Here is a 23,887-nt window from a genome sequence, read left to right as displayed (position 1 = left end):
CTATATATTATCATATTTTGTCTTAAATAAAGAAACCTTGTCGAAAATATCGACTATTAGATGTTCCTTCCTCCACAAAAATTTCATAGGTTCATCAAAAAGATACAAATACCTTCTCCATGCACACATTTCACTATTATTTAGATTTTGTTATGATGAAACGAAGAAATAAAATGTTGAAAGGAGAATGCATGTGGGAGAGCGCTTTTATTTATACAACGATTTAATCGATACAAAGACACGATTTGTGAGCTTTATGGGGGAAGAATCCCGTTTTGATTTAGCTATTACGATGACTGACCGGTTCTATGGCAAAAAATTAGTGTTAAATTTACAAAGCAATCGTTTCGCCATTATCGGACACGATGACTTAGAAGAAGAAGGATATCTTGAACAAGCCTTTCAACTAACTGAAGAAGAAGCAGCGGAACTACGCGGATTCTTAACCGAAGTCATTTAATTCCTTTATGTATCTGTGATTATTGGACACCCTATTGATGAACCACCATCTATTAGGAGGGATTCATCTTGAACAAAAAAGGAAAATATTACGACTTTTCCAATGTTGAAAAACAGCGGAATTATATCATTCCTGAAGACCTGCCAGACGGTCCTTATGGGGCTCCGCGAGGTGAAAATACACCGGTTGAAGGCAAAAGCACACCATGGGGTGAAGAACAACGCTCATACAGCAACTTCAACTATGAAAATAAAAGCCTGCATGAAAATATGCCTCGTCAATATCCAGGTGCTCATCCGACTCATGACGATCCGAATACAAATGCTCAACGTCCGTATACGGACGGCACAAGAGAATAAAGGGTAAATAATACCCCCCCTAACTAAAGTCATTTAGTTACTGACTCAGTAGAGGTTCATAAAAAGAAAGTGCCCCAAAACAAATCGTAAGAAATACGACCTTTTGGGGCACCTCTTTTCTTATTTCTTTATTTTTTTCACTATAAAATACGGACAGCCAAAATTACAGTATTCATATAAGTACTCTGTTACTGTACTTATTTTCGTATCAAAGGTGGCTTTATGATTTTGATCATCAAAAAAGCCACGAAGCCTTAACTGTCCATATCCCCAGTCGCCAACAATATAATCATACTTCGTTAAGATTTCACTATAACGGGCCTTAAATGCCTCTTCATTATAGCCATCTCTCCGCTCATCGATTACTTCATAGGCTATATTATTGATCGTAATCATGTTCTTCACCTCTCAAAATACATAGTTATTCTTAAATTATAACTGATTCACCATCAATTACTAAGCGAAATTTACAGAAAGATGCCTAACCTAATCGATAAGGGGGTGTCAGCTTTGAAAAAAGCAATTTTATCCATTGGACTTAGTTCATTGTTTATTATAGGTGGCTGCTCAACAAATGGAGATAAAGATACAAGCATGGACACAAATACAGCAAAACCACTTACAGTACGAACTCCTGCTCGCTACTATGATGAAGATTACCAAAATACTGCCAGAGACCGCGATGATTTCGGCTTTACTCGAGTTAATAAAACAACCATAGAGGGCCAAAACATTGATAATCAAATTTCATCCGTTGACCGCGAACAGTTAGCCGATGTCATTTCTAATTTAAGTATCCAACTCCCTAATGTACATGACGTAGCAACACTTGTGACAGATGAGGAAGTACTTGTCGTGTATGAAACCGATTCAAATAATCGCCAAAAAACAGCCGACCAAGTGAAGCGAACGGCTATGTCTGCTGTTCCTCGCTATTATCATGTGTATGTGAGTGACAATATTGCATTAGCTCCATATATTGAAAATTATGCAAATTTAGAATCAGATCATGAAGGCATGGAGTTCTCGCTTAATAAAACCATTCAAGAAATGCTTAAATCTCCACAAGGCTCTAAAATAAGTGATGAAGAAAATGAAAATGGAGAAAATGTTACTGAACGACATAATAACAAAAACGTCCATGAAAACACAAGGAATATGTAAAATTGTAGGGATTGGGGCTTGAAGACCAATCCCTCTTTTTGCAACATTACCACAATTTATCTTTCATGATTTCCCCTCCAATGATGAACACTAATGACAGCATACATTGAAAGGAGACTGACATTGTGAAAAGAGCCATCCTTTCTCTAATAATGATTTCCATAATATGCAGCAGCGGATCAGTCTTCGCTGCTACTCCATCACCATCCGAGGCTGATTTATTTACCAAGAGATTAGAGTTATATCAAAATATGGAGACTGTCCTACAGGTCCCTTGGTATTATCTCGCCGCAGCAGATCAGTATGAACATAATTTGCGCTTAACCCGTAAAGACCGTGAAAAAGCGAAAGGAGTCATTGGCATCTATATTGAACCCTCGAAATGGGTAGGAGCATTAAACCCAAACCCTGCCGATGTTAAGCCGCTGTCCATTAGCTTATTTGGCGGCATTGGCTTAGATGGAGATGGAGATGGACGTGCCGACATCAATAGTGATGTTGACCGTTTATATACCTTTGCAAACTATTTACTTAACTATGGGACGGATGAAGAAAATATACGCATTGGATTATGGAATTATTACAAAAGAGATAAAGCGGTAGGTATTATTATCGGAAATGCTCGAATTTATAAAACATTTGGTACGTTAGATTTACAGGAAAAAGCGTTTCCTCTCCCTATTGGAAGTCATTATACGTATAGAAGTACCTGGGGTTCTGCTCGCGGTTGGGGCGGGAGACGTATTCATGAAGGGACGGACGTTTTTGCCTCTTACGGGGTTCCCGTTCGTTCAACCTGTTATGGCATCATTGAAATGAAAGGGTGGAATAAATATGGGGGATGGCGAATAGGCATTCGAGATTTAAATAATAATTATCATTACTTTGCTCATCTCAACGGCTTTGCTAACGATTTAAAAGTAGGACAAGTCGTTAAACCCGCCCAAATAATTGGAAGTGTTGGAAGTACCGGCTACGGACCTCCTGGAACCTCTGGGAAGTTCCCTCCTCATTTACATTTTGGTCTCTATAAAGATAATGGCATTACTGAATGGAGTTTTGATCCTTACCCATACTTAAGAATTTGGGAACGCAATGACAAACTAGAGAGAAAAAATTAATAAACATATTCAGCGGTGAGAAGATAGATTTCTCACCGCTTTTTAACATAATTCTCTAAGCGTCATGCATATCCTTTGAATAAGACTTTATTTATGGAACGCTATATTTTAGTCTATTTTATGTAAAGCCATAATTTCGCATCCTTTCAGTACAGCCTTTATTAAAGGAGGCCCTTAGCATGTTTCGAGCAAGACGAAGATCCAAACTATTTCGTAAAAAGGGACCCCTGAAAACACGTCACGTATTCTTCATCTCGTTCATTCTTTTTATTTTTACAAGTATTCTATCTCTTTCCTTTGTTAATAAAACAGTTGAACCGGTTATTATGAGCATCGCTAAAAACGAAGTGGACAGAATTGCCACAAACGCTATTCACGAATCTATAGATGAAAATATGGAAGAAGCAAATTTAAACGAAATCATTATGAAGAACGATACAGGAGACAATAGTTCTCCTTCCTATACAATTAATCCAAAAGCGTCGATTAGCTTACAAACAGACATTAAAGAGGACATTCAAAAAAAACTCGGAATCATCGACTCTAATCCATTTGCGACAGCCTCATCGATAGACGAAGAACAACTCAAAGAAGTGGTGTATTATATTCCTTTAGGTGTTATTACAGGCAATGCCCTTCTCGCTAATTACGGTCCAAAAATCCCTGTTAAAATGGCTGCTATCGGTAACGTCGAATCAGACTTTAATACACATTTAACCCACGCAGGCATTAATACAGTCTTTCTTGAATTAACGGTTAAGTTTAAGGTCAATATGCAAATTGTTATTCCATCTTTAGCCGATGATATGATTGTTGAACATACAATCAATGCTGGTGGAATATTAATTGAGGGAGATGTACCAAGCTATTACAGTAACGGTTCAAGCACAATTGCCCCTGCTATCATGAAGCCCGAGGAGGAGGAGGAGAAGGAGTAAGCCGTTTTTTCTTTCCATACGTATGAATTCAAAAGGCTCCCTCTCACTCCTTAGATGGCATGAGGGAGCTTTTACTAAGCATTCGCACATTGCACAATCATTAATTGAGGATAATCTTTCAAATTTAATTCGTACGCCTGATTCAGTGTATGATCAAATTCTTCTAAAATACGAACGATTGGACGATCTCCCAGCCTAATATTTTGACCAGAAATCACCCCTTTTCTTCCATCATTCAATTGCACAGTCAGACCATTTGGATAAATGGCTACTGCTCGACGAAATGCTTCAACAATGCCCACTTCAAACTGACTCCCTGCACCGGCGTATAGAACTTCTAACCCCTCACTTGGAAGCATTGCTTTTCGGTACACACGATGGGACGTAACGGCATCGAAAACATCAGCAACCGAAATAATTTTCGCTAATTGATGTATTTCATCCCCTTTAATCCCACGTGGATAGCCTAAGCCATCAATTCGCTCATGATGCTGATATGCACAATGAGCAACATGTAAAGAAATCGTATGAATATCTTTCAGTAACATAAATCCATATTCTGAATGATTCTTCACCTGTTCAAATTCACTTTCTGTCAACTTTCCAGGTTTCTTCAAAATATCCTCAGGCACTGCCATTTTTCCAATATCATGAAAAATAGCTCCTATGCCGAGCAATTCTAGTTGTTTTTCATTTAATTTTAATTCAATTCCTAACGCTAATGAATATAAAGTGACATTTAATGAATGACTAAAAATTTCATTATCATATGTAAAAAGATCCCCTAGTAACGTAAATAACTCTTTATTATTTTTCAATTCAGCTGTGATATTGCGGACAAGTTCTGTAAATCGTGCAGCCGCTTTTTCGACAACAATTTTCGTTTTAAGCTTATTATCGCTTTGTAATTGAATAAAAACAGATTCAATCGCTTTAAACGTATCCATCCTTAATTGATCTGAAATAGGCTCGCTTGGTATAATGTCTGCTGTTTGTTCATCTACAATATAAACAAATCGTATATTAAGAACCATTAATCGATTGATCATTTTCTCTGTTAAGGTGATTCCTTCACCTAATAGAATATTTCCTTGCTCATTAAAAATCGTTTTCCCAAGGATAGCTCCTGGATTCAATGATTCTGTAGCTAATAGTCTCATGGCCGTACTCCGTTCTCATTAGCATGTATTTCTCACAAACATAATTTGTACAATATATAACTATTATCGGTTAAAAAGGGGATTTTTCAACGCCCTTCTTTGGAAAAGCGATACTTATTGTACATAAAAAAAGCAAGTTTTCTAGTATAAATAGAAAACTCGCTTACATTCAGCATTAAACCATTTTCAATAATGCCTCTTTTCCAATCATTCCTCGGTGAATGCCTAAAGCTTCTGCTTCATATGTTACGGACTCTAACGGTGCTTCTAACAATTGATCAATCGTCTTAACACCCGTTGCCCTGCCTGCTACAATCTTTCGATCCTTTAATTTATCATTTAAAAGGGCCACATCTAGAGCACCACACATAATATAGCCTTTATCAGAAGTCACAACAAGTAACGTTGTCTTTGGCAATTCAACTGAAATCGCTAGAAAAGTATACTCTTTCAGCTTAATAGGATTCATGCTAATCAATTGATTTCGCCCCTTTCTCCTATTTACATTATGAAAAAGAGGACGAAACCGTGAAATATCCTTTAATAATCAGGATACATTTTTTTTAATTTCCAAATTAAAATATCTCTTAAAAATTCAGGCATTAAATATTCTTTATTCTTCAAACGTTGAATTTGTGGAAAGAAGTAACCAAACGTAAACATGTCAGGTAAAACTAATTTATACATGTCGTGCGGCTGCAGTTTGTTTCCATTTATATTAATTTGTTTAACTACCCCATTAGTCGTTTGCAAAAATTCGATTTGATCGTACAGCATGGTTCCCATCACCTTACCTCTGAATCCAAATCCTTTTACTTGAAGGTGAGGCCATTCTTCATTTCTAGATTGCAATAAAATTTCTTTCAGCTCATTCCCTTGTATTTCAATTACACACGGGTTAATCGGATGCGGGCAAATTCGATGAATATCGCCTTTTTTTACGACTCCGCTCGGCAACCCTTCCAGTAATAAGCCTGCATTTAAAAAAGCACAATCTGCCTTGGCCCACTCTCTTAATGCTGAACATAAAATTTCTGATAACCGCTCTCTTTGAAACCAATCATTATGTAACGGTTCTGGTAAGTTCGTTACTACTTTTTGAAGTGCTTCTCCACCAGCATGATACATAGCTTCAATCCATTCTCTTTCTCCAACGAGTTCTGGCAGCTCATTTGTGTCATACAAATAGGCTCTTTTCTTCGTAATTCCTCTATGCTCATCAAAATCGATCTCCACTTGCCCAATAAAAAAACCAAACTTACCTGCGCCGCAAAGCAGAACATCATTTACTAATTTACCTTGATGAAGTACATGATGGGTGTGCGCACCTAGAATAATATCAATTTCGGGAAAATCCTCTGCCATCTTCTCATCATCATTAAGACCTAGATGAGAAAGTACAACAATAATATCTGCTTCTCCTCTAATTTGTTGAAGCTGCGTTTGTAATTCAACAAATGGCTCTTTTACCTCCCAGCCAAGTGTGGAATAAAATTTTTGAAAAAACGCAGTTAAACCAATCAAAGCAATTCTTGTTCCTTGCTTCGTTGTATGAATCGAATAAGGCAGCACCCACTTAGGCCTTCTGTCCTGTTCCTCATATAGATTCGCGACAAGTACTTCAAATTCGGCCTGTTCGTATAAGCAATCTAGTGCTTCATGCGGCAATGTAATTCCCTCATTATTTCCAATCGTTACATATTGATAGCCAGCCTCATTGAGCAACGTAATATTCCCTTTGCCTAATGTCCCCTCTGAATAGGGATGCCAACGATCTACATGGTCCCCAATATCGAGAATAAGCGCTTCTTCACCTGCCTCTTGATGAAGCAAACGTCTTTCTTTAAGAAATTCTACGATTCTAGGCCAGTTTTCAAAATGACTATGAAAATCATTAGTATGATATAAATGAATGATTTCAGACATCATTTGCCTCCCTTATTGTCCTGTAATTCCTTGATATACGAGACGAAATCCAAATAAAATTAATACAATTTTCAAAGCATGTTCAATTGAACGACTTTTTAAACGAGTATTGATAAAAGCACCGAACTTTGCCCCAAACCAAGCGCCTGGAATAAGTGCTAAAGCATATAACCAATTCACATTTCCAAGTGAAATATGTGTAATCGAATTCGTAATCGATGATAAAAACACCATAAACATAGATGTCGCAACCGCCACATGTGGAGGGAAGAAAAATAAGAGAATCATGGTAGGTACAATGATTGTGCCACCACCGATGCCAAATAATCCTGAGCTAAAACCTACGATAAAGGAAATCAATATCGCAACAAGTGGATGATAGCCATATGTAGTTTGCATTCCATCTTTATTGCTATATGTCTTAATAACTTTCCCTTTCCCTGGTTTAAATGTAAGCGGCTTTAAACGGTCTTTAACAAATAGAATTGTCGCGATTAAAATCATAAACAAACCAAAATATAATGAAAAAGAGTGTATATCAAGAATTTTATTAACATGAGCTCCAATTATACCCCCTGGCCCACTGCCGACAAAGAAAATGACCCCCGCCTTATAATCGACAGTTTGATGCTTCATATAAGCTAATGTTGATGATAGGCCCGTAAAAATCATAATGATTGTCGAAACACCAACTGCAACCTGGGGAGTAATGGAGTCAAGCAGTGAAGTAGAACTTCCTAAAAAAAGTAGAGCTGGAACGGTAATAATTCCCCCGCCAAGACCAACGAGCGCTCCAATCGTTCCAGATAAAAAACCAACAATAACCAGCACAATTATTTCCATTTCTATCCGTCCTCTTGACTCTGTTAAATAAAATGATAGATTTTAACACAGCCTGTTTATTATCTATTATTTAAAATAAATCAAGTTGCTTAGAAGCAAGCCCTTCGTATTCAATTCCTAGTAAATCGATAAATTGCTTTGCATTATCAGCCGCGTCACCACCAGAATTATTATTGAAAAGCACATATATATCTTGCGTTTGTTTCTCTAGCAATCGAAGACGGTCCACCCATTCTACAAGCTCTTTTTCAGTATAGCGATAAAGATAGCGAACTTCACGCCAATTATGTGCCGATGGGTGCTGCCAACCATGTACATTGCGGCCATGAAACCGAATTAATGTTTTTTTAATATCTGTCGCTTCAAGTACAATTGGTATCGACCCTGCCCCAGCTTGTGGTTCGTGAGATTATATTAGATAATTTGTTGTGTGAAATTAACTTTTTCCTTTATTATCATATATTATATCAATTTCGCCACATGTAGTTTTGGGAGAAATAAAAAGTTACATAAAAAAACAGCACATTTTTTGATTATTTATTAGGTTTTTTCGTGTATTTATTCACCAAGAAATTGCATTTTTTATATCTAAATTAAATACATCAAGGAACAGTTCAAACAAATAACTGCTTCGGTCTTCTCCACCACAAAATTCAGGTGATAAAGCTACCGTTACCATATCCCAATCCCACATATATTTCTTTATGTATTCTAACTCTCTTCTTATTAACGGTTCTGGTAATAAAACTGAATTACAATTCCAATCCTCATAATTGAAGTTAAAGAAGTCTAAATCAAGGTCTAAAATCACACTTTGCCCATCTGTATCATCGAACCACTTTCTTTTATATATTTGCTCATAATGATTTAGGGTATATGCTCTTTCAATTCCTACTTCCTCATTTATACTTACCCTATCGTTACTGACCATAAGCACTTTACCTACAGTTCCCGTCTTTTGTGCAGGAATAATAAACTCAGCTATACCTAAATTTCTTCCGAAATGAATGGCTTCGTCCTCTGATGTAATTTGTGCATTGTCACATAACGGTTCAAGGTAATCCAAGTGTGCATCTATATGTACAACTGTAGCACCAGGTTTTATATAATTTCGGATTCTCCCTATTTCCCATGCTGAAAATGCCCAATTATGGTCTCTTGAAATAAATATTTTTTCATTAGGAAAACAAATCCTATATTCACTGTCGAAATCCAAAATACCCCTCCATATAAAATGTCATATATTTTCCAAAAGAAAAATATCCTTTTCCAAACGTTCTAAAAATCCAAGAAGTTCTTTTGTTTCCTGTTGTCCTACTTGTTCTTACTATTCACTATTCCTTTATGGGGGAAACTAATATACTTAAACCGTTCTCCTCTCCATAATCCCACATTTTCACAAAAGGAAATGTTCCTGGAGGCAAGATAAATGTTCTAACTTCGCCATGCTGTATAGGAGAGGTATCACATTCACAACCATGAAGCGTAGTTCCAGGATGAATACTTATATCCCTTTTAGTGTCATTGTAATATTGAAATTTCATATCCTCACTCCTTTTCCAAAAGTTACTTTGTTCACGAACAATAAAGTTGTTTGAAAAATAATATAATCGTTTAAAAAACAATAAAGTTCTTTAAAAACGAAGACCCGATACTAACTATTGAGCTATTATATCTCAAAAACTGGACTATTTTTCTTAAAATTAGGAAAGATAACTTCTGAGGTGGGTTTATTATATGAAAATCTTATATATATTGATTATTACCATTCCGATGTTGTTTTTTGGTTCAATTCAAGGATACGCACAACCTAAAGAATGTCCAGTATTAAGTGAATTAAAGAAAACATCGATTAAGGATAAAAAAGAGGTAATAGAAGCGTTAAATACTTTAATACCAAAAACTTATGGAACTGGATTAGATGATTTTCCTGACATATATACTAAGTGGAATGTAGTAACTGCCAAACCTTTTCCAAAAACAGTTGGTAATAAAGAAGAAGAAGACTATTTTGGAATGGCAAAGACCTTTTGTGGCAAAGAAATTGCTGAAAAATCATGGCTTGTACGTTTAGATTTTCCCAAAGCACCTGGAGCTAACTTAGCCCAAGGTCAAATATTTTTAGCTAAAAGTAAGGAAAAAGGATGGTTTGTTTGGTTTCAATACCATTAAACTGCTATTCCTTATTGACCTAACGGATGCTTTAGTAGAACAAGGATTAAACAACTTTATTATCTGTTTTAATTTCAGAAATAAAGCTAAACTGAATATTTTTAAAGAACTTTAAAAGGAGATACTACAATTTAAGTAGCCTCCTTTACATTTTTAAAAGTAAGGCTCTGTTAAACGATAATGTTGATTTTTGGGCAAAAGAAAAAGGAGGTCCTTTTAGTGATTCCTTATTAAACTAACGCCCCCGTTAGCACAATAAAAATTAATGCCAGTTATTCTTCTTTTTTGGCTTTTTGTAATACATTCTGGATAAAAGGATGTTTATTTTCAGTATAAGAAACTCTATCAAAACGAAACTTTTTTGCCAAATCAACCTTTAATTGGTGATATTCTTTTAAAACATCAGGATTATTTCTTAAATAATTTCTGAACAAAATTTGATTGTTCCAATGTTCTCCTTCAAACTGATAAAAATGCAAATGATGTGTACCAGCTCTCCATTGTCCCTTTCTGAAGAAACGTCTTTCAGGAAGTTCTTTATGATAAACAAATTCATATCCTATTTGTTTTAAAGGCTCAATGAATTCGCCAACTACCTCTAAATCATTTACTCCGATAGCAATATCTAAAATAGGTTTAGCACCTAACCCTTCAACAGATGTACTTCCTATGTGTTCAATAGATATAGCCTTGTCAGCTAAAATTTCCTTTAGTTTAACTTTTTCTTCTTTAAATTGTTTGGACCAATTTGAGTTGTAGTCTTCAATTGTTATTTCCTTATCCATTCTTCTCCCCCTACCTCAATTAGAAAAAACTCTCCTTGTTCAACTCTACTGCCCGTTAGTTGAATAAGAAAATCAACACTGTTCTTTAACAGAGCCAAAAGTAAATTTAAATGACTTTATTATTTCTATTAATATTTTAAAATTCCTTAAAAGCCCCTTTTTGCAAGAAGTCGTAGTGCCTTACGATTCATTTTTTTTAAGTCATCAAGTTCCTCTTTCATCGGGACAGACATTGGTCTTTTGGTTGGGTTGGTTACTTTCTTACACTTTAATGTCATCACTCATCCTACCCCCTCTAAAAAATATAGCTGTTTTATTGTCAAGCTAATTCATTAATATCAAGGTTAAAAAATTCGCTATTGTGCATGTTAAGTTTTATAAACTTGATATCCTTATCAAGTTTCAGTTTTGCATTTTCAATTTCTTCTTGGGAAGAATTTAATCCAAAATAAACTGCAGTTGGTTTAATCGGAAAATTTTCCAATCCTCCATTATGCCTTTCATCTGGTAATATTATTCTCCATTCTTTTTCATAGCTCCAACTTTTATGTTTCAAGAGCATTAAGAAAAAAAGCAATGCTAATTTCTGATTTGGTTCTTCTTCAAATGTCATCTTTAATAAGTTAGTAACGTCATATCTTTTATCTTCATAACCTACTGGATATAAACCGTTTGAAAAATCACTCCCGTAAGGTAGTTGAGTTAGGTCGTATTCAACACAAATACCTTCGTGATTATCACCGTAATGTGCCCACATTGGCATATTGAAAGGGTCTTCAGTAAAGCAAGTAACTTTAGCTATGCTCTGTAAAAAATCAAGGGACTTATTGATTACATCTTTTTTTTCAATTACACTTCTATTTTTTAATTGGCTCAATAATTCTTCTTCATTGAAATATGTAGCTTTACAATCAAACGGGTCATTTAAATTTTTGGCATTACAAAACCACAATTTACCGTTCTTTATAGAATTAATGTTTCTTTCAGAAAGAGACTGATACTTATATAATTTTTGAGGTATATACATATGTTTAAGCCTATATGCCCCATCTCTGTCACCCTTCATATACATTTCAAAAAAGTTTTTCATCCACATGTTCGGTGTATTCATTGAATTTCATTTCCTTTCCTTTACTTCCAATTTAAAACGATGGAATTTCACGTACCATAATTAAAATTTCAATCACAATCATTATACCAATTTTCGGTAATTATTTACTTATCATTAAATTTTTCCGTAATTGCTTGAAGTCTACTTTTCTTAATGGGTATAACGACATTATTTTTATTATCTTCATTTTCATCATGTTTGTTATTTTTCCTGTATTCTTCAAACTTCTCATAACCCTCCATAGGATTAGAAAATGCAGTTTCAAAAAACAAATCCACCATTGGATGCCTTGACTTTCCTGTTGTTATCAAATTGATTAAAGGTACATCTGATTTATGACTGGCATTGAACCACGAAAATAATATCATTTGTTGTTGGTCAATTAATTCCTGTAACTCCTTGTTTTTATCTTTTTGATTGGATAATTCCTGTTTTAAATCTTCGATTTTTTCCAAAAGTTTATTTGAATCCTTGGCTTTCTTTTCATTTATTCTCAGGGCATTTATGAGTTTCTTTTTATCAGAGGGCTTACCACTAAAAAACTTATTAACACATTCTTCTGTATCTACATAAACATCGATTTCAGCAGTCTTTTTATTAATGAACGTGGCTTCATATAACTTGTTTGCCTTATCTATTATCTCTTTTCCTTGACGACCATCTCTTCTCCAATAATCTTCACTTAACTTATATTTTACTTCTCCATTTTCATACAGCCTATTAGCGTACCGATATACTTCTGAATACTTAATCCAACCAGTAACCTTTTCTTCTTGAGTAAATCGGTAAACAATATTCTCTATCTCTTGTTGAGGATATATTGAAGGTTTTCTACCCCTTGTTTCCAATCGAATCAATCCTTTCTTTTACCTTTACGAGATTGACGTATTTCCTAATAGCATTGTCTATGCGTTTAGCTTTGTTTATTAACTCTTTTCTTATTTCAGGACTATCGGAAGAATAAAATTCATCCTTTCCATTTACGTAAATTCCCTTGTATAAGTCTTTAAGATTCGCTATCACTTGATTAATTTCAGATTCGCTATTCACTAATTTTCTTGATAAAGTATCCTTTTTTTCATGAAACTCTTCTTCTGAGATTCTCCATGCATCACATTCCCAACAGTCCTCAACCTTACATCGTTGATATGCATCAGTGCAATAACCGTCTATCAATTTCAACTTAAAATCAGTTCGTGAAGGTCTTAATACATACTTCTCAATAAAGGACATGCTGATTGCTTGTTCCTGCTTTGAATCTGTATCGGTCATTTTATTTTGATAACCATCTAATTCTACATTTGTAATTAATTCTAAAATCTCAAGGTCTACAAAACTTTGAACGTGATTGAAATAATGATTTTGCGAATGAATAGAAACATGTCCACCAAGTCGTGCAATTTCAACAGGGTGATATCCCTGTCTATTCAAATTAAGAAATGCTAAATGACGTGTATCACCAGGAAGTAATCTTTGAGTAATTGATAGCTCGTCTATAGAAGAAGCACCCTCGGACAATCTTACATTATATTCACCAAATACTACCTCTTCATAGAATACTTCTAAATGTCTTCTGAAAATGTGAAGTGAATACTTATGCGGATTCAATCGGGTATGATGGAATGTTGAAACATACTTTCTGTTCACAAAATGCGGAATAGATAAATAAGAAATCAAGGTATCAGTTTTTCCAAAGGATTCTGTTCTATGCTTATATTCTTCTATCTTTCTATATAATTCTTCAGGAATCTTTAGTTCATCTATAATCTGAATGTGTTTTTTATTATTTAGCTTCTGTTTATGTCTTGGTAACTTAATATAGAAATTAGCATCCTTTTTAATAAGACACTCACGTTCTATTGTACAAAATTCACTTGGTCTAATAGGTATCAAAGTAGTCAAGTTCCACCAGAGCCAAATAGGAAACCATCTCCGATATTGCAGTTCGGATATCTCGTTAGAAAAATAGTCCTCTAACACCTTTGAAAAGATAAGTATATCTTTAGAAGGAGGGAGTAATCTTGCTTTCGCTTTATAGTGTTTTCTGACTGAATATAATAACGATACATATTCTTCAGCTTCAAAGTCGGTGTAATAATCGAAAAAGTTTAATGCACTACTACATATATACCCCAATTTCGATATAGACAAATTAATCAATTCATCGGCAAGCTCCTCATGATTAGTTTCTGTAAGTCCTTTTGTTAAAATTAGAAATCCTCTTAATCCCAATTGCACCATGTCTCCAACAGTCTCTGAAGAGTACCCTTCCTCAATTAAAGATGCAGTCCAACATTTAACTATGTTAGTAAATTCGATTGCGTTGATGTTTTTATTGAATTGAATAACTTCCGTTATTTTACTAAAATCAATTATCCTTCTTTTTCCTATCAAATACCTCTCTAAATACCATGTGTCGTTTTCAAAGTAACATTCACTTAGTTCTCTTCTATTTATTTCTTCTTCAAGGATTTCTTTTGCCTCTTCAATTGAATACTCCAGATTGTATCTACTGTCATTATAGTCTTGGATATTATTCAATAATTGCTCCATTACATCTACTGATTCTATCGCCATATACTTCCCTCTTAATCTATATATTGTAAGTCTGCTTGTGGGTCTGGCTGTTCCTCTAAGTCTTCTACGAGTTCATTTAGTTCATTATCAATCATCATTTCGACAATCTCTGTTCCAAACTTTTGTTTAGCTTCCAGAATGCTCTGATAATCCATAAGCAATAAATTATAGAGTTTGTTTTTCTCTCCTACTGGAGTATCTGGATTATCTACTATGTTCTTATATCTGCTGAGAGTACGTTTTATTCTCTTACCAATTATGCTAAGTGTATAGAAATGTGGGATAGAAAACGGACACTTATTACACTCTATTTGATTAGAGATACAACTGGCAAAGAGACATTGATACGTTTCTTCTTTGGCAGGAGAAAGCCCCAAGTTGATTAGATTTAATCTATTCTTTAACTCTTCTTTAGACATTTCTCCCAGGTATTTACCTAAATCTTCTCTTTCTTGCGATAAATACTTTAGATAGGCAGTCATGTCTTCTAATTTTATAACATCTCCAAGTAGCTCTCTCAGTTCTATTGAAGTTGTTGTTTGCTCTATCCTATGGACAGGATTCTTACCGATTAATAAGTGATTGACTTGATTATAGACATATCCGAAGTACCCTGTATCAAAAAGCTGTTCAGTGATGAAATCTAAATGCTCTTGAGGAAGTTGAATATAAATGTTAGTAGTTTCACTACCTACATGACCTCTTAAATGTTGAGCGATTTGTATAGGGTCTCCATCTAAGACAGATTCAATTACCGAACTTGTATAAGTTAAAACAGTTCTATTCATTTTTCTTGATTCAAACTTAAAATCATCATTATAGTTCTTAAAGAACACATCATGAATACGAGGGCTAACCTGGTTTCTTGTATTATAAAAATGAATCAGATTCTCTGCATGAAGGTGTAACTGTCTACATCTAAACTCACAGATTAAAATGGCGTAAGCCATTGGTAAAGTAAGTACACTTGAACAATGGAAAGTCGCTTTTTCCTTGTTCTTGTTATGTTGAAACCATTGTGTTTGATAGAATCTGACGATTTGTTCTGCTTCACTGTATGTCAGTTGTATATTTTCTAATGATTCAATAGAATTCAAGTTTAATTTATCAAAAAGAACATGATGAAACCTTGGGAACTCCACAACGGAGCTTTTTCTCCAACCATTGTTTATATGCAATAATACATACAACCAAGTAGAATCATATTTGTTATAACCTTTCTTGTTATTTAACGCATTCTTCACATCATCTATCGCTAATTTCTTATGGTTTTGATAGTCACTTACGTAACGGTATAGAGATAAATATTCATCAACCGAATAAACTTCTTTTTCCTTTCTATTGTTAGATTGGTTTTGGTTGTATTTAAAATTTAGTTTGGATAGTTCAAATAATCTTTTTCCACCTTTTTGTTCAACTGTTTGTTTAATGTTATACAAAAACGAAAAAATCTCTGTTTGATACTTTATCGGTACATTCTTATTGAACAATCGCAAATTTAGCTCATTTGCTGAAAACCCATATATTTCTTTTGTTTCTGTCAATTCTACTAATATTTTTGTAGAGTATCTAAAACCAGACAATCTACTTAGGGCTGTGTCTCTGTTGCCCTGCATATTTTTAAGTTTCCGTTGAGCATATCGAAACCAAAGCTCTTCTGTTAATGATGCCTTTTTAGAAAAATGAACATCATCAATTTCAAGAATAGGATGTAAAAGCAGATAATAGTCTGAAGTGTCTGCTGTATCACATAACCTCGATACTTCTTTATCTTTTCTTAATCGGTCAATATATTCATCGACCGCCACTTTAGAATAAACGGTACTCTTACTCTGATATTTACCTTTCCGCATAATTGGATGGATTTCACCAGCAATCACACACTTTTTAAGGGCATCATCGAGTATTTTTTGACCGCCTATCTTCTCTTTATAAAGATTAGCTACCTCTTCCCCTGTATAAGTGGTTTCTTCTAATTCATTAAGTTTTTTTTGCTGTAAATCTACTAAAAACTCAAAATCACGTTTTGTAATATAACGTCTCGCCTTTTCTCCCCAAAAACTTTCAATCCCATATAGTTTAATTGCTTTACTCAAGTTTTTCTCTATTATCCCTAACGCTTCCCTTGCTTCAATTAAACTTATCTTTTCCTGGAACTGTTCTATATCTTTTTTCTTAACAAACTGGCACTCATAACGATTATTAAGTTGAAAAACGATTATCCCTTGATGCTTTAGCCTTTCCTTAAATGCCCAAATATCTTTGTGCATCTTAAGTTCCTGATAGGCATTCTGAATTGAAATATATTCTTGCAAAAATAGCTCATAACTACTTTTCTTGATAAAGTATTTCTCACTTTGAGTTATGGGAATGTCCATTATTAATAATTCGAGACAAGTATCTTCACCGAATTGTTTAATTACAGAAAGATTGTATCGAGCATTTTCTGTAAGATTAAATCTAAATTCTTCTACAGTCATATAATCCCTACGTATTGTATCTACTTTTTGAACATACTTATCCAAAGATTGAACAGAAATATAAATTCGATTACCTACTACCTTTTCTTCAAGTTCTTTACTTTCTATTAGCCTCTTAATTTTTCCCCCTGTCAGCCCATAATCCTTGTATTTAATATAGACTTGAAAAAATGATTCATAGCCTTCCATTTAAAAGCTCCTTAAATCTTCGATTTTCATATATTTTTTATTACCAGCTTGAATTGTTGCTCTGGATAAAATTTCTATAGCTTCCTCGGTTTGCTTCTTAACATTTTGCTCTTCAATATAGCTTTGTGCTGATTGAATATTACTATCTCCTCTTGCAATAGCCACTTCACTCGCAGACCACCCAAGTAAGAACACAAGCATATTAGTATAAATCCCCCTTCCTATATGCGTAGACCAAGATTTTGAGGTCAAAAACTGGTAATCCTTTTCGTTAGTCTCAAGAAGAATATCTAAGAATTTATTTTTCACTTTAGTAAACCGTTCCCAGTACGCCATTCCTGTAATTGGTCTTCCAGTATGAATAGAACAAAACAGGGCATGTTTATTTTTTATCTTTCCTTTTCTTTCTAATCGTAATAAATTTTCCTTATGTTTCTCATACAACTCTAAGACAATAGGAACTTTAAATATTGCTTGGATTCTTTCTTTCTTTACTTGTTCGGACACCATAAGCTCCTTGCTCGGAAAAAGGATTCTCCAATTGTCCTGTATGTTAATTGTAAAGTCTCCTGAGCCATTCTTATTTGGCTCTTTAACACTGCTACGCAATAGATTTACCACTTCTCCCCTTCGTAACCCTCCATAGCATTGAAAGGCTACTCCTAATGCAATATCAGATGCTTCTAATTCCGCAACCCTTATAAAAAGATTTACCAAGTCTAATCTACCATTACCAAAATCATGTAGTCTCCTGTCTTTAATTCTCTGTGTGCTTTCCCTTCTATTGGGATATTCTGTACCCAGTTCAAGGTTATCAAAAGGTGAAATGGTTGTAAGTACCCTTGCACCATTTATATTTCTTATGTCTTCCCTATACTTCACAGTCTCTTTAGTTATCTTTTGTTCATTTAGCCATCGATAAAGTCTTACAAGAATACGTTCAGTCCGATACACCTGTGTAGGTTGAAGTTGCCCCAATTTAACCCGATGAGTCAAGAATGAGATATAATTTGCACCATGTTGTAATTCTAATCCTGGTATCCCTTCCTCCTCTAAATGCAGGAATATTTCATCCTCATTCTCTATACACTCCAAAATAAAATGTAAGAACTTTTTTATTTCTTCTGCATAGTTTTTCTGAGTCGTAGGGGCTAAAGATTTTCTTTCCAGTTCATTTTTAATAAAATTAGATAATGGATGGGGGTAAAGTAATCCTGTTTCCTTATCTTTCACACAGAGAAATGTTTTTTCACTTGTAATTAGTTTACCTTCCCTCATTTCCTTTATCTTCTTTTGTTTTACTACAAATTCATAATTCACTTTAATCCCCCTAACTATAGTAACCCAGTCACCGCTACCCGCTACGGGACTCTGTCCCCCTAAAACTAATAAGTAAATAGTCTTAATACTTTATTCATATTATATTAACCTATAGGTGAAATAATTTCCACACAAAAAAAGACTATTCGTGTGAAATAGTCTACCCCCTAAAATATTGATATATAAACCTTTTAACCACCTGATATAGTATTAATTATGTATAACACCAAGATATCCTAATATAAATCACATACAGTATGAATCCATTTTTCATTTTTAATAAATTGCAAGGTTTGCTCCCTAAAGACAGTGGAATACCAGCTTTGATGTCGAAATTCTAGCGCAACTGGAATGTCACCCATTTCCGCTTTACAGAAACGAAGATAGTCTACATGCTGACGTGTACAATCAAACCAAGGCGGGAACTGAAAAAGTACCATAGCCAGTTTACCAGCTCTCTGAAAAGGTTCGATTGAATCACGGAAAGCCATAAACATCTCTTTCTTATTTGAAAACGGAATCTCTCCACGCTGATGTCCTGTCATGCCTTGATATGCTTTTACGACAAATTGAAAATTAGCAGGTGTCTCACTCACCCACTTTTCACTATTTCGCTTCGGTTGAACAGCATAAAAAGACGCATCCACTTCCACAATTGGAAAGTGTGCACCATACTCTTTTAACTTATCACGTTGGGACACGCCATAACGATACAAAGAATGATGGTCCCCCCAACCTGTTACTCCGATATAAATCATTCTAACCAACCTATTCCGCAGTTTTCTTTATTTTAACATATATCTCAAAGGACCAAAAAGTTAAGCTAAAGACAACCCTTTCCCTGTATGAATATTTATCAATGCTTTCCTGTAATTTATCAACAACTTTCGGCTATTTATCAATAAAAAAAGCCACCTATAAAAATAGACAGCTTTCTTTAACGATATATAATTAACCAATAGAATCTTCCATCAAATAATTATTAATAGTGGTTTTCTTCAGCAGCCATAGCAATTGCTTTTGTTTGATGAACTGTACCAAAGGGATGTTGAGGTGGAGCATAAATAGAGTAGAGCTTCAGTGGCTTATTCCCTGTATTCGTTACGTTATGCCATTTTCCTGCAGGTACAAATATCGCAAAGTCTTCATAAGCGTTTTGTTGAAAATCTAGTATTTCTTTTCTGTCCCCCATTTGAACTAATCCTTGACCTTCCTCTATACGGATAAATTGATCATGATGTGGGTGAACTTCTAAACCAATATCTTCACCAACACCGATACTCATCAAGGTCAATTGTAAATGCTTTCCTGTCCATAAAGCAGTGCGGAAAGTATTATTTTTCTTTGTAACCTTCTCAATATCAACTACAAATGGTCTTGAGCCATAATCATTCAATCGGTTGTTTCGATAATAAGAGTTCCTATTGATATTGTTCCAACTATTATTGTACTGATGATTAGTCCAGTTGTAATTGCCCCATTTATTATTATTCCAGTTAGTATCCATATAATTATGCCACTGATATTGGTAGCATGGTTGGTAGTACATTTTATTCTCCTCTCATAAATCCATTTTTTTCATCATTCTATTCAGTTAACTATTTATAGGTACATAAAATGAGAAAAATAGGCAAGAGTCATTGCCCACCCATGAAGCGTATGCATGCTATACCAAATACTCTTTTTAAATCGTATTATACTTAACATAGAAAGAAATAGTTTATAAAAAAGGGCTCTAAATAACATTTATAAAAAATTCGACTTAAAGATTTTAAATGCAATATAAAACAACGGAGGACGAAAGAAGACACATTCAAATGTAATAATTTATTCAGCCCTTCTCAATTGAGTGGGGCTTTTTCCTCTTCAGTAGCCAATCCTTCTTCAACTAATGCACTCCTTGAAGAAGAAACAGAGGAGCATATTCCACAATCGCGCTCGATTGTGGAAGACCGAAGAGTAACAAACACCTTATCAGATAAATTCTTAAAACGGATTCTCTGGTTCATCTTTTTTATAAACGGTGAATCTTATTTTTAAATCCACATTATATTCACCAAGAAAATTGATATGCTCTTATCCTAACAAATTTTATTTAGGACTTATATGTATGCCTTCACTCTCTCGCCAATCTGCGTAGAGTATACGCTTTACATTATCATATCCATTGGTAGTTAATTGGTTATCTAACCACTGTTGATCAAATCCGAGTTCATGTAAATTACCCCATAAAATTTCCCCATCTATAATTAACGATGTTGGGAGGTCTACTCGACTTTCTGGAAGATTGAGATCTTGCTTGTCTGGTTTTTGATACTTGGATTTTAATAATAAACTGAATTGCCCATTAGCTTCCAATATACCGTATTTGACTTCGCGAACTGAAAAGACATTATTTTGACGGAGTATACTCAATACTTGATTTACATCCAATTTGTTCTTTGTAAGTAACTTTCTGTCCATAACACCATCTCGAATGATTATGTTAGGATTGCCTAATAAGAGAGAACGTGTCGATTTATTTTTTAGAGTCATAAACTCTATTCCCAACATAAGAAACGTCCACAATCCGATGGCATATAAAAAATGAAAAATCCCTACCTTATCTTCATAAATGGTATTTCCTAAAAAATCTCCAAGTACTAACACAAAAACTAAGTGAAACGGGGTTAACTGATAGATGGATGTTCTGCCTGTTATGATAATGATAAAAAATAAAGTGGCAAAACCTACTATGACTTTGATCGTCAGTAAACCAATATTAACTTCTTCCAAAGTTTTTTCCTCCAATTTAAATTTTACTTAGTTGTAAGATCTTGAATTTTAGATAAAGAGGCTAGTTTTAGTATTAAAGCTCGAGTTCCAATTCCAACGATGATGTAATATATGAATGAATAACTGTATCTCCACTCAAAATAATAAACAAGTTCGACCCACTCGGAAAAAGGTTCACCAATAAAGGCGTATGTGAGTGCCATAGTGATTTGTGCGATTATAAAAAGTTTCCATGTTCTAAAATATTGATATAACAACATGTAAGCTACAGGTATCATTGAAAAATCAAAGGGCAAGGCCCGAGGAATAATAGGTAGGAATGCAATTGGATAATCCCAAAACCTATATTGTAAGCCAACTACATCTAATAAGGTTGTTGTTATGATAATTATGGTACCAAACAACAAAATTTCTAAAATAATGTCTCGTTTAACCAATTTAGACCATATAATCCAAGGCACAACTAAAAAACCAACTAATATCCACCATTCCCAAGTTAAAAATTCATTCTTTAGCCAATTATTTAATTCTAAAAGGTACAGTTTATCCTCTAATAAACGTATTTCCTCAAAAATTCCAAATATATTATCTATTGTTATCATTCCTTAATATTTAAATTAAAAAGTAACAGATATTTTTGAATTCAAACTCTTTGAGCTGCCTTTTTAGCATTACCGTTTTTTGTTAATTAATTTCCGTTGTAAATAAGAAATATTTTAAAAACAAAAATTTTTTAAATCTAGATTTAAGATAGAACAATAAAAACAGGATACATCAACTTATAATAACGGAGAAAGCAGGCGAGCACCCTGTTCAACAATGCGCTCGGTCAGGGATCGTTGCAACAAGTCTTCAATTCTTAATGGTACAGAATCAGTAAGATCCCTCTCGAACTGCTCTGTGAGTTCCCTTGCCACATCAGCACTGTACACGACTTGACACACTTCATAATTCAGGCGAAAACTTCTCATATCATAGTTTGCTGCGCCTACTTCTGCAATTTCCTCATCAATGATCATCAGTTTCGCATGTAACATTCCTTTATCGTACTGGTAGATTTGGACCCCAGCTTCTATAAGTTCCCCGTAATAGGTACGACTTGCAAAGCCCACGATTTTTTGATCAATATGGCGAGGAACAAGTAATCTTACCTGTACACCACGAGCCACAGCTGTCTTTAATGCCATAATAATATCTGTTTCTGGTATAAAGTAGGGCGTTGTTATATCAATGGTTTTGGTCGCTTGTGTTATAAATATAAAGTAAGCTTGACGAATAACTGGTGTAGGAATTCCAGGGTTTCCTTCCAACGTATGGATGTATGCTTTTTGCAATTCTCCTGTCTTTGTTTGGGTATTGTCTGTTTTACCTTCTATAGGCCATAACTCAGATCCTAATTCGGCAGACCATCTTGAAAAATCTATGCTGCCGGTTGGATTGATTCCCTTTGATTTATATTTTGGGATTTTAGTGGCCTTTTTCGTTGCCTCAGATTTTGTTTTTGACTTTATCCGTTCTGGTACAGCGATATTCCAATGAACGTCGAAGATAGTCTGCAAGTCGCCTGTTGCTTCCCCTATAATTTGCAAATGAGTGTCCCTCCAAAATCCTACGTCTGGCTTTAATCCTGTATATTCATACCCAACGTTCATACCGCCAGTAAAGGATTCCTTTCTGTCAATCGTGACAATCTTACAATGATCCCGATAATTCCAATTGGATAAAATCCATGGAAAGCGTAAAGGAAATATTGTCCGGCATTCTATCCCTGCTTCCATCATCTGAAGGATTTTTTGACGCGGAAATTTTTTACTCCCCCAACCATCTCTAATAAAACGAACCCGCACTCCGTTTACTGCTTTTTCGATCAGCAGTTCTGTGATGCGATTACCTATTTGGTCATTCCGATAGATATAATATTCCAGATCAATGGTTTTTTGGGCTTTTTGTAGGGATTCGATGAGTTGTTCATATTTTGCTATTCCATTGTTTAGTACTTGGACTTTACCGACTCGAAGCCCATGCACAGTGAAATGCCGTAAAGCATCGGCGATTATCGATGCTGAATCACTATATGTATCAGGTAATTTATCAGACTCATTATGAGAAGAGGTCAATCTTTTCCGATGAATAATCTTGGGATTTGATATGCTAAGATATAGACAGAAACCAATGATAGGCCAAACAAGTACGATTATTATCCAATTCAAAGCCTTGGCAGGACGACGAACTTCCCAAATTGCTATGAATAACATAAAGAGTGCATTAAATAGATATAGACCAAAAATCCACTCCAACTGAAATCCCTCCCTTGTTTTTCTCTTAACATGTACAAACTGTGTAGGGAGTATACGTTTGGAATACGAAGGAAATGTTTAGATATACATTACAGGCTCACCTTTGGTGAACAATTATTAAGTTAGGAAAATTTTAATAGACTTTCAAATTTATGCACGTGACTGGCTTGTTCTGCATGAGTGCGACACGTTAGGTAGTGAAAAGCTATC

At 34.6% G+C, this 23,887-nt stretch carries 24 protein-coding genes and 2 pseudogenes; 6 read left to right on the top strand and 20 right to left on the bottom strand.

All coding sequences use genetic code 11. The features are described from left to right. Window positions 1-193: 193 nt before the first annotated feature. A complete protein-coding gene (locus tag D1953_RS10935) occupies window positions 194-460 on the top strand; it encodes a DUF3055 domain-containing protein (RefSeq protein WP_119117225.1) in 267 nt (88 codons plus the stop codon). 68 nt (window positions 461-528) lie between these two features. After that, entirely contained in the window at window positions 529-819 is a 291-nt protein-coding gene (locus D1953_RS10930) for a cytosolic protein (RefSeq protein WP_119117224.1), read from the top strand. Between the two features lie 120 nt (window positions 820-939). Here D1953_RS10930 and D1953_RS10925 read toward each other — a convergent pair whose 3' ends face one another. Further along, complete coding sequence (locus D1953_RS10925) at window positions 940-1,215, bottom strand: YutD family protein (protein WP_119117223.1); 276 nt, start codon at window positions 1,213-1,215, stop codon at window positions 940-942. A gap of 114 nt (window positions 1,216-1,329) precedes the next feature. Here D1953_RS10925 and D1953_RS10920 point away from each other — a divergent pair, with 114 nt between their 5' ends. The 3 genes from D1953_RS10920 (at window position 1,330) to yunB (ending at window position 4,042) form a co-directional block, all read left to right on the top strand. Further along, complete coding sequence (locus tag D1953_RS10920; protein ID WP_182480578.1) at window positions 1,330-1,983, top strand: YhcN/YlaJ family sporulation lipoprotein; 654 nt, start codon at window positions 1,330-1,332, stop codon at window positions 1,981-1,983. A 125-nt stretch (window positions 1,984-2,108) separates the two neighbouring features. Beyond that, window positions 2,109-3,104 carry a M23 family metallopeptidase gene (locus D1953_RS10915; protein WP_425454268.1) on the top strand — a complete coding sequence of 332 codons (996 nt, stop codon included), beginning with the start codon at window positions 2,109-2,111 and terminating at the stop codon, window positions 3,102-3,104. A gap of 179 nt (window positions 3,105-3,283) precedes the next feature. Further along, window positions 3,284-4,042 carry a sporulation protein YunB gene (gene yunB / locus D1953_RS10910; protein WP_119117221.1) on the top strand — a complete coding sequence of 253 codons (759 nt, stop codon included), beginning with the start codon at window positions 3,284-3,286 and terminating at the stop codon, window positions 4,040-4,042. A gap of 74 nt (window positions 4,043-4,116) precedes the next feature. Here the strand turns inward: yunB and D1953_RS10905 are convergent, their stop codons facing one another. The 7 genes and pseudogenes from D1953_RS10905 to D1953_RS10875 form a co-directional block, all read right to left on the bottom strand. Beyond that, on the bottom strand, window positions 4,117-5,202 hold the full coding sequence (locus tag D1953_RS10905; protein WP_119117220.1) for an HD-GYP domain-containing protein: 1,086 nt from the start codon (window positions 5,200-5,202) through the stop codon (window positions 4,117-4,119). A 175-nt stretch (window positions 5,203-5,377) separates the two neighbouring features. Further along, window positions 5,378-5,671 carry a YunC family protein gene (locus D1953_RS10900; RefSeq protein WP_425454269.1) on the bottom strand — a complete coding sequence of 98 codons (294 nt, stop codon included), beginning with the start codon at window positions 5,669-5,671 and terminating at the stop codon, window positions 5,378-5,380. A 71-nt stretch (window positions 5,672-5,742) separates the two neighbouring features. Continuing rightward, window positions 5,743-7,128: a bifunctional metallophosphatase/5'-nucleotidase gene (locus tag D1953_RS10895; protein ID WP_119117218.1), complete on the bottom strand. Its 1,386-nt coding sequence runs from the start codon at window positions 7,126-7,128 to the stop codon at window positions 5,743-5,745. Window positions 7,129-7,140: 12 nt separating this feature from the next. Continuing rightward, entirely contained in the window at window positions 7,141-7,971 is an 831-nt protein-coding gene (locus tag D1953_RS10890; RefSeq protein WP_119117217.1) for a sulfite exporter TauE/SafE family protein, read from the bottom strand. 70 nt (window positions 7,972-8,041) lie between these two features. Continuing rightward, a pseudogene (locus D1953_RS10885) lies at window positions 8,042-8,374 on the bottom strand (DUF72 domain-containing protein); the annotation flags it as partial. A 159-nt stretch (window positions 8,375-8,533) separates the two neighbouring features. Further along, a complete protein-coding gene (locus D1953_RS10880; RefSeq protein WP_245980043.1) occupies window positions 8,534-9,187 on the bottom strand; it encodes a peptide arginase family protein in 654 nt (217 codons plus the stop codon). Between the two features lie 118 nt (window positions 9,188-9,305). Then, window positions 9,306-9,515 carry a hypothetical protein gene (locus D1953_RS10875; RefSeq protein ID WP_119117214.1) on the bottom strand — a complete coding sequence of 70 codons (210 nt, stop codon included), beginning with the start codon at window positions 9,513-9,515 and terminating at the stop codon, window positions 9,306-9,308. Window positions 9,516-9,708: 193 nt separating this feature from the next. On the opposite strand from D1953_RS10875, the gene D1953_RS10870 reads away from it, so the two are divergent. Beyond that, entirely contained in the window at window positions 9,709-10,143 is a 435-nt protein-coding gene (locus tag D1953_RS10870) for a hypothetical protein (RefSeq protein WP_245980041.1), read from the top strand. Window positions 10,144-10,415: 272 nt separating this feature from the next. Here the strand turns inward: D1953_RS10870 and D1953_RS10865 are convergent, their stop codons facing one another. The 12 genes and pseudogenes from D1953_RS10865 to D1953_RS10815 all read right to left on the bottom strand — a co-directional run bounded on the left by D1953_RS10865 (window position 10,416) and on the right by D1953_RS10815 (window position 23,677). Then, window positions 10,416-10,928: a GrpB family protein gene (locus D1953_RS10865; protein ID WP_119117213.1), complete on the bottom strand. Its 513-nt coding sequence runs from the start codon at window positions 10,926-10,928 to the stop codon at window positions 10,416-10,418. Between the two features lie 146 nt (window positions 10,929-11,074). Beyond that, window positions 11,075-11,209: a hypothetical protein gene (locus D1953_RS21955; RefSeq protein ID WP_281271540.1), complete on the bottom strand. Its 135-nt coding sequence runs from the start codon at window positions 11,207-11,209 to the stop codon at window positions 11,075-11,077. A gap of 38 nt (window positions 11,210-11,247) precedes the next feature. Further along, on the bottom strand, window positions 11,248-12,039 hold the full coding sequence (locus D1953_RS10860; protein ID WP_119117212.1) for a DUF2971 domain-containing protein: 792 nt from the start codon (window positions 12,037-12,039) through the stop codon (window positions 11,248-11,250). A 104-nt stretch (window positions 12,040-12,143) separates the two neighbouring features. Continuing rightward, entirely contained in the window at window positions 12,144-12,887 is a 744-nt protein-coding gene (locus D1953_RS10855; protein WP_119117211.1) for a hypothetical protein, read from the bottom strand. Continuing rightward, on the bottom strand, window positions 12,871-14,616 hold the full coding sequence (locus D1953_RS10850; protein ID WP_119117210.1) for a site-specific integrase: 1,746 nt from the start codon (window positions 14,614-14,616) through the stop codon (window positions 12,871-12,873). Before D1953_RS10850 ends, D1953_RS10855 begins: the two co-directional genes overlap by 17 nt. An 11-nt stretch (window positions 14,617-14,627) precedes the next feature. Beyond that, window positions 14,628-17,285: a hypothetical protein gene (locus D1953_RS10845; protein ID WP_119117209.1), complete on the bottom strand. Its 2,658-nt coding sequence runs from the start codon at window positions 17,283-17,285 to the stop codon at window positions 14,628-14,630. After that, window positions 17,286-18,605: a hypothetical protein gene (locus tag D1953_RS10840; RefSeq protein ID WP_119117208.1), complete on the bottom strand. Its 1,320-nt coding sequence runs from the start codon at window positions 18,603-18,605 to the stop codon at window positions 17,286-17,288. Window positions 18,606-18,850: 245 nt separating this feature from the next. After that, window positions 18,851-19,363 (bottom strand): annotated as a pseudogene (locus D1953_RS10835) (DUF72 domain-containing protein); the annotation flags it as partial. A 224-nt stretch (window positions 19,364-19,587) separates the two neighbouring features. Then, window positions 19,588-20,154: a cupin domain-containing protein gene (locus tag D1953_RS10830; protein ID WP_119117206.1), complete on the bottom strand. Its 567-nt coding sequence runs from the start codon at window positions 20,152-20,154 to the stop codon at window positions 19,588-19,590. A 542-nt stretch (window positions 20,155-20,696) separates the two neighbouring features. Next, on the bottom strand, window positions 20,697-21,380 hold the full coding sequence (locus tag D1953_RS10825; RefSeq protein ID WP_119117205.1) for a DUF421 domain-containing protein: 684 nt from the start codon (window positions 21,378-21,380) through the stop codon (window positions 20,697-20,699). A 23-nt stretch (window positions 21,381-21,403) separates the two neighbouring features. Further along, window positions 21,404-21,982, bottom strand: a complete 579-nt coding sequence (locus tag D1953_RS10820; RefSeq protein WP_119117204.1) for a CBO0543 family protein — start codon at window positions 21,980-21,982, stop codon at window positions 21,404-21,406. A gap of 177 nt (window positions 21,983-22,159) precedes the next feature. Beyond that, window positions 22,160-23,677, bottom strand: coding sequence for a phospholipase D-like domain-containing protein (locus D1953_RS10815; protein ID WP_119117203.1), 1,518 nt, complete (start codon window positions 23,675-23,677; stop codon window positions 22,160-22,162). Window positions 23,678-23,887: the final 210 nt, after the last annotated feature.

Source organism: Peribacillus asahii (assembly GCF_003570725.1).
Taxonomy (GTDB): Bacteria; Bacillota; Bacilli; order Bacillales; family DSM-1321; genus Peribacillus; species Peribacillus asahii.
Note: the sequence above shows the minus strand (reverse complement) of the source record. Positions and strands in the feature narration are given on the sequence as shown.

Coding starts and splice junctions, on each gene's coding strand:
- D1953_RS10850 (WP_119117210.1), bottom strand. CDS start 14,616: ATGGCGATAGAATCAGTAGATGTAATGGAGCAATTATTGAATAATATC.
- D1953_RS10820 (WP_119117204.1), bottom strand. CDS start 21,982: ATGATAACAATAGATAATATATTTGGAATTTTTGAGGAAATACGTTTA.
- D1953_RS10905 (WP_119117220.1), bottom strand. CDS start 5,202: ATGAGACTATTAGCTACAGAATCATTGAATCCAGGAGCTATCCTTGGG.
- D1953_RS10860 (WP_119117212.1), bottom strand. CDS start 12,039: ATGAATACACCGAACATGTGGATGAAAAACTTTTTTGAAATGTATATG.
- D1953_RS10895 (WP_119117218.1), bottom strand. CDS start 7,128: ATGTCTGAAATCATTCATTTATATCATACTAATGATTTTCATAGTCAT.
- yunB (WP_119117221.1), top strand. CDS start 3,284: ATGTTTCGAGCAAGACGAAGATCCAAACTATTTCGTAAAAAGGGACCC.
- D1953_RS10925 (WP_119117223.1), bottom strand. CDS start 1,215: ATGATTACGATCAATAATATAGCCTATGAAGTAATCGATGAGCGGAGA.
- D1953_RS10875 (WP_119117214.1), bottom strand. CDS start 9,515: ATGAAATTTCAATATTACAATGACACTAAAAGGGATATAAGTATTCAT.
- D1953_RS10830 (WP_119117206.1), bottom strand. CDS start 20,154: ATGTACTACCAACCATGCTACCAATATCAGTGGCATAATTATATGGAT.
- D1953_RS10865 (WP_119117213.1), bottom strand. CDS start 10,928: ATGGATAAGGAAATAACAATTGAAGACTACAACTCAAATTGGTCCAAA.
- D1953_RS10845 (WP_119117209.1), bottom strand. CDS start 17,285: ATGGAAGGCTATGAATCATTTTTTCAAGTCTATATTAAATACAAGGAT.
- D1953_RS10870 (WP_245980041.1), top strand. CDS start 9,709: ATGAAAATCTTATATATATTGATTATTACCATTCCGATGTTGTTTTTT.
- D1953_RS10900 (WP_425454269.1), bottom strand. CDS start 5,671: ATGAATCCTATTAAGCTGAAAGAGTATACTTTTCTAGCGATTTCAGTT.
- D1953_RS10890 (WP_119117217.1), bottom strand. CDS start 7,971: ATGGAAATAATTGTGCTGGTTATTGTTGGTTTTTTATCTGGAACGATT.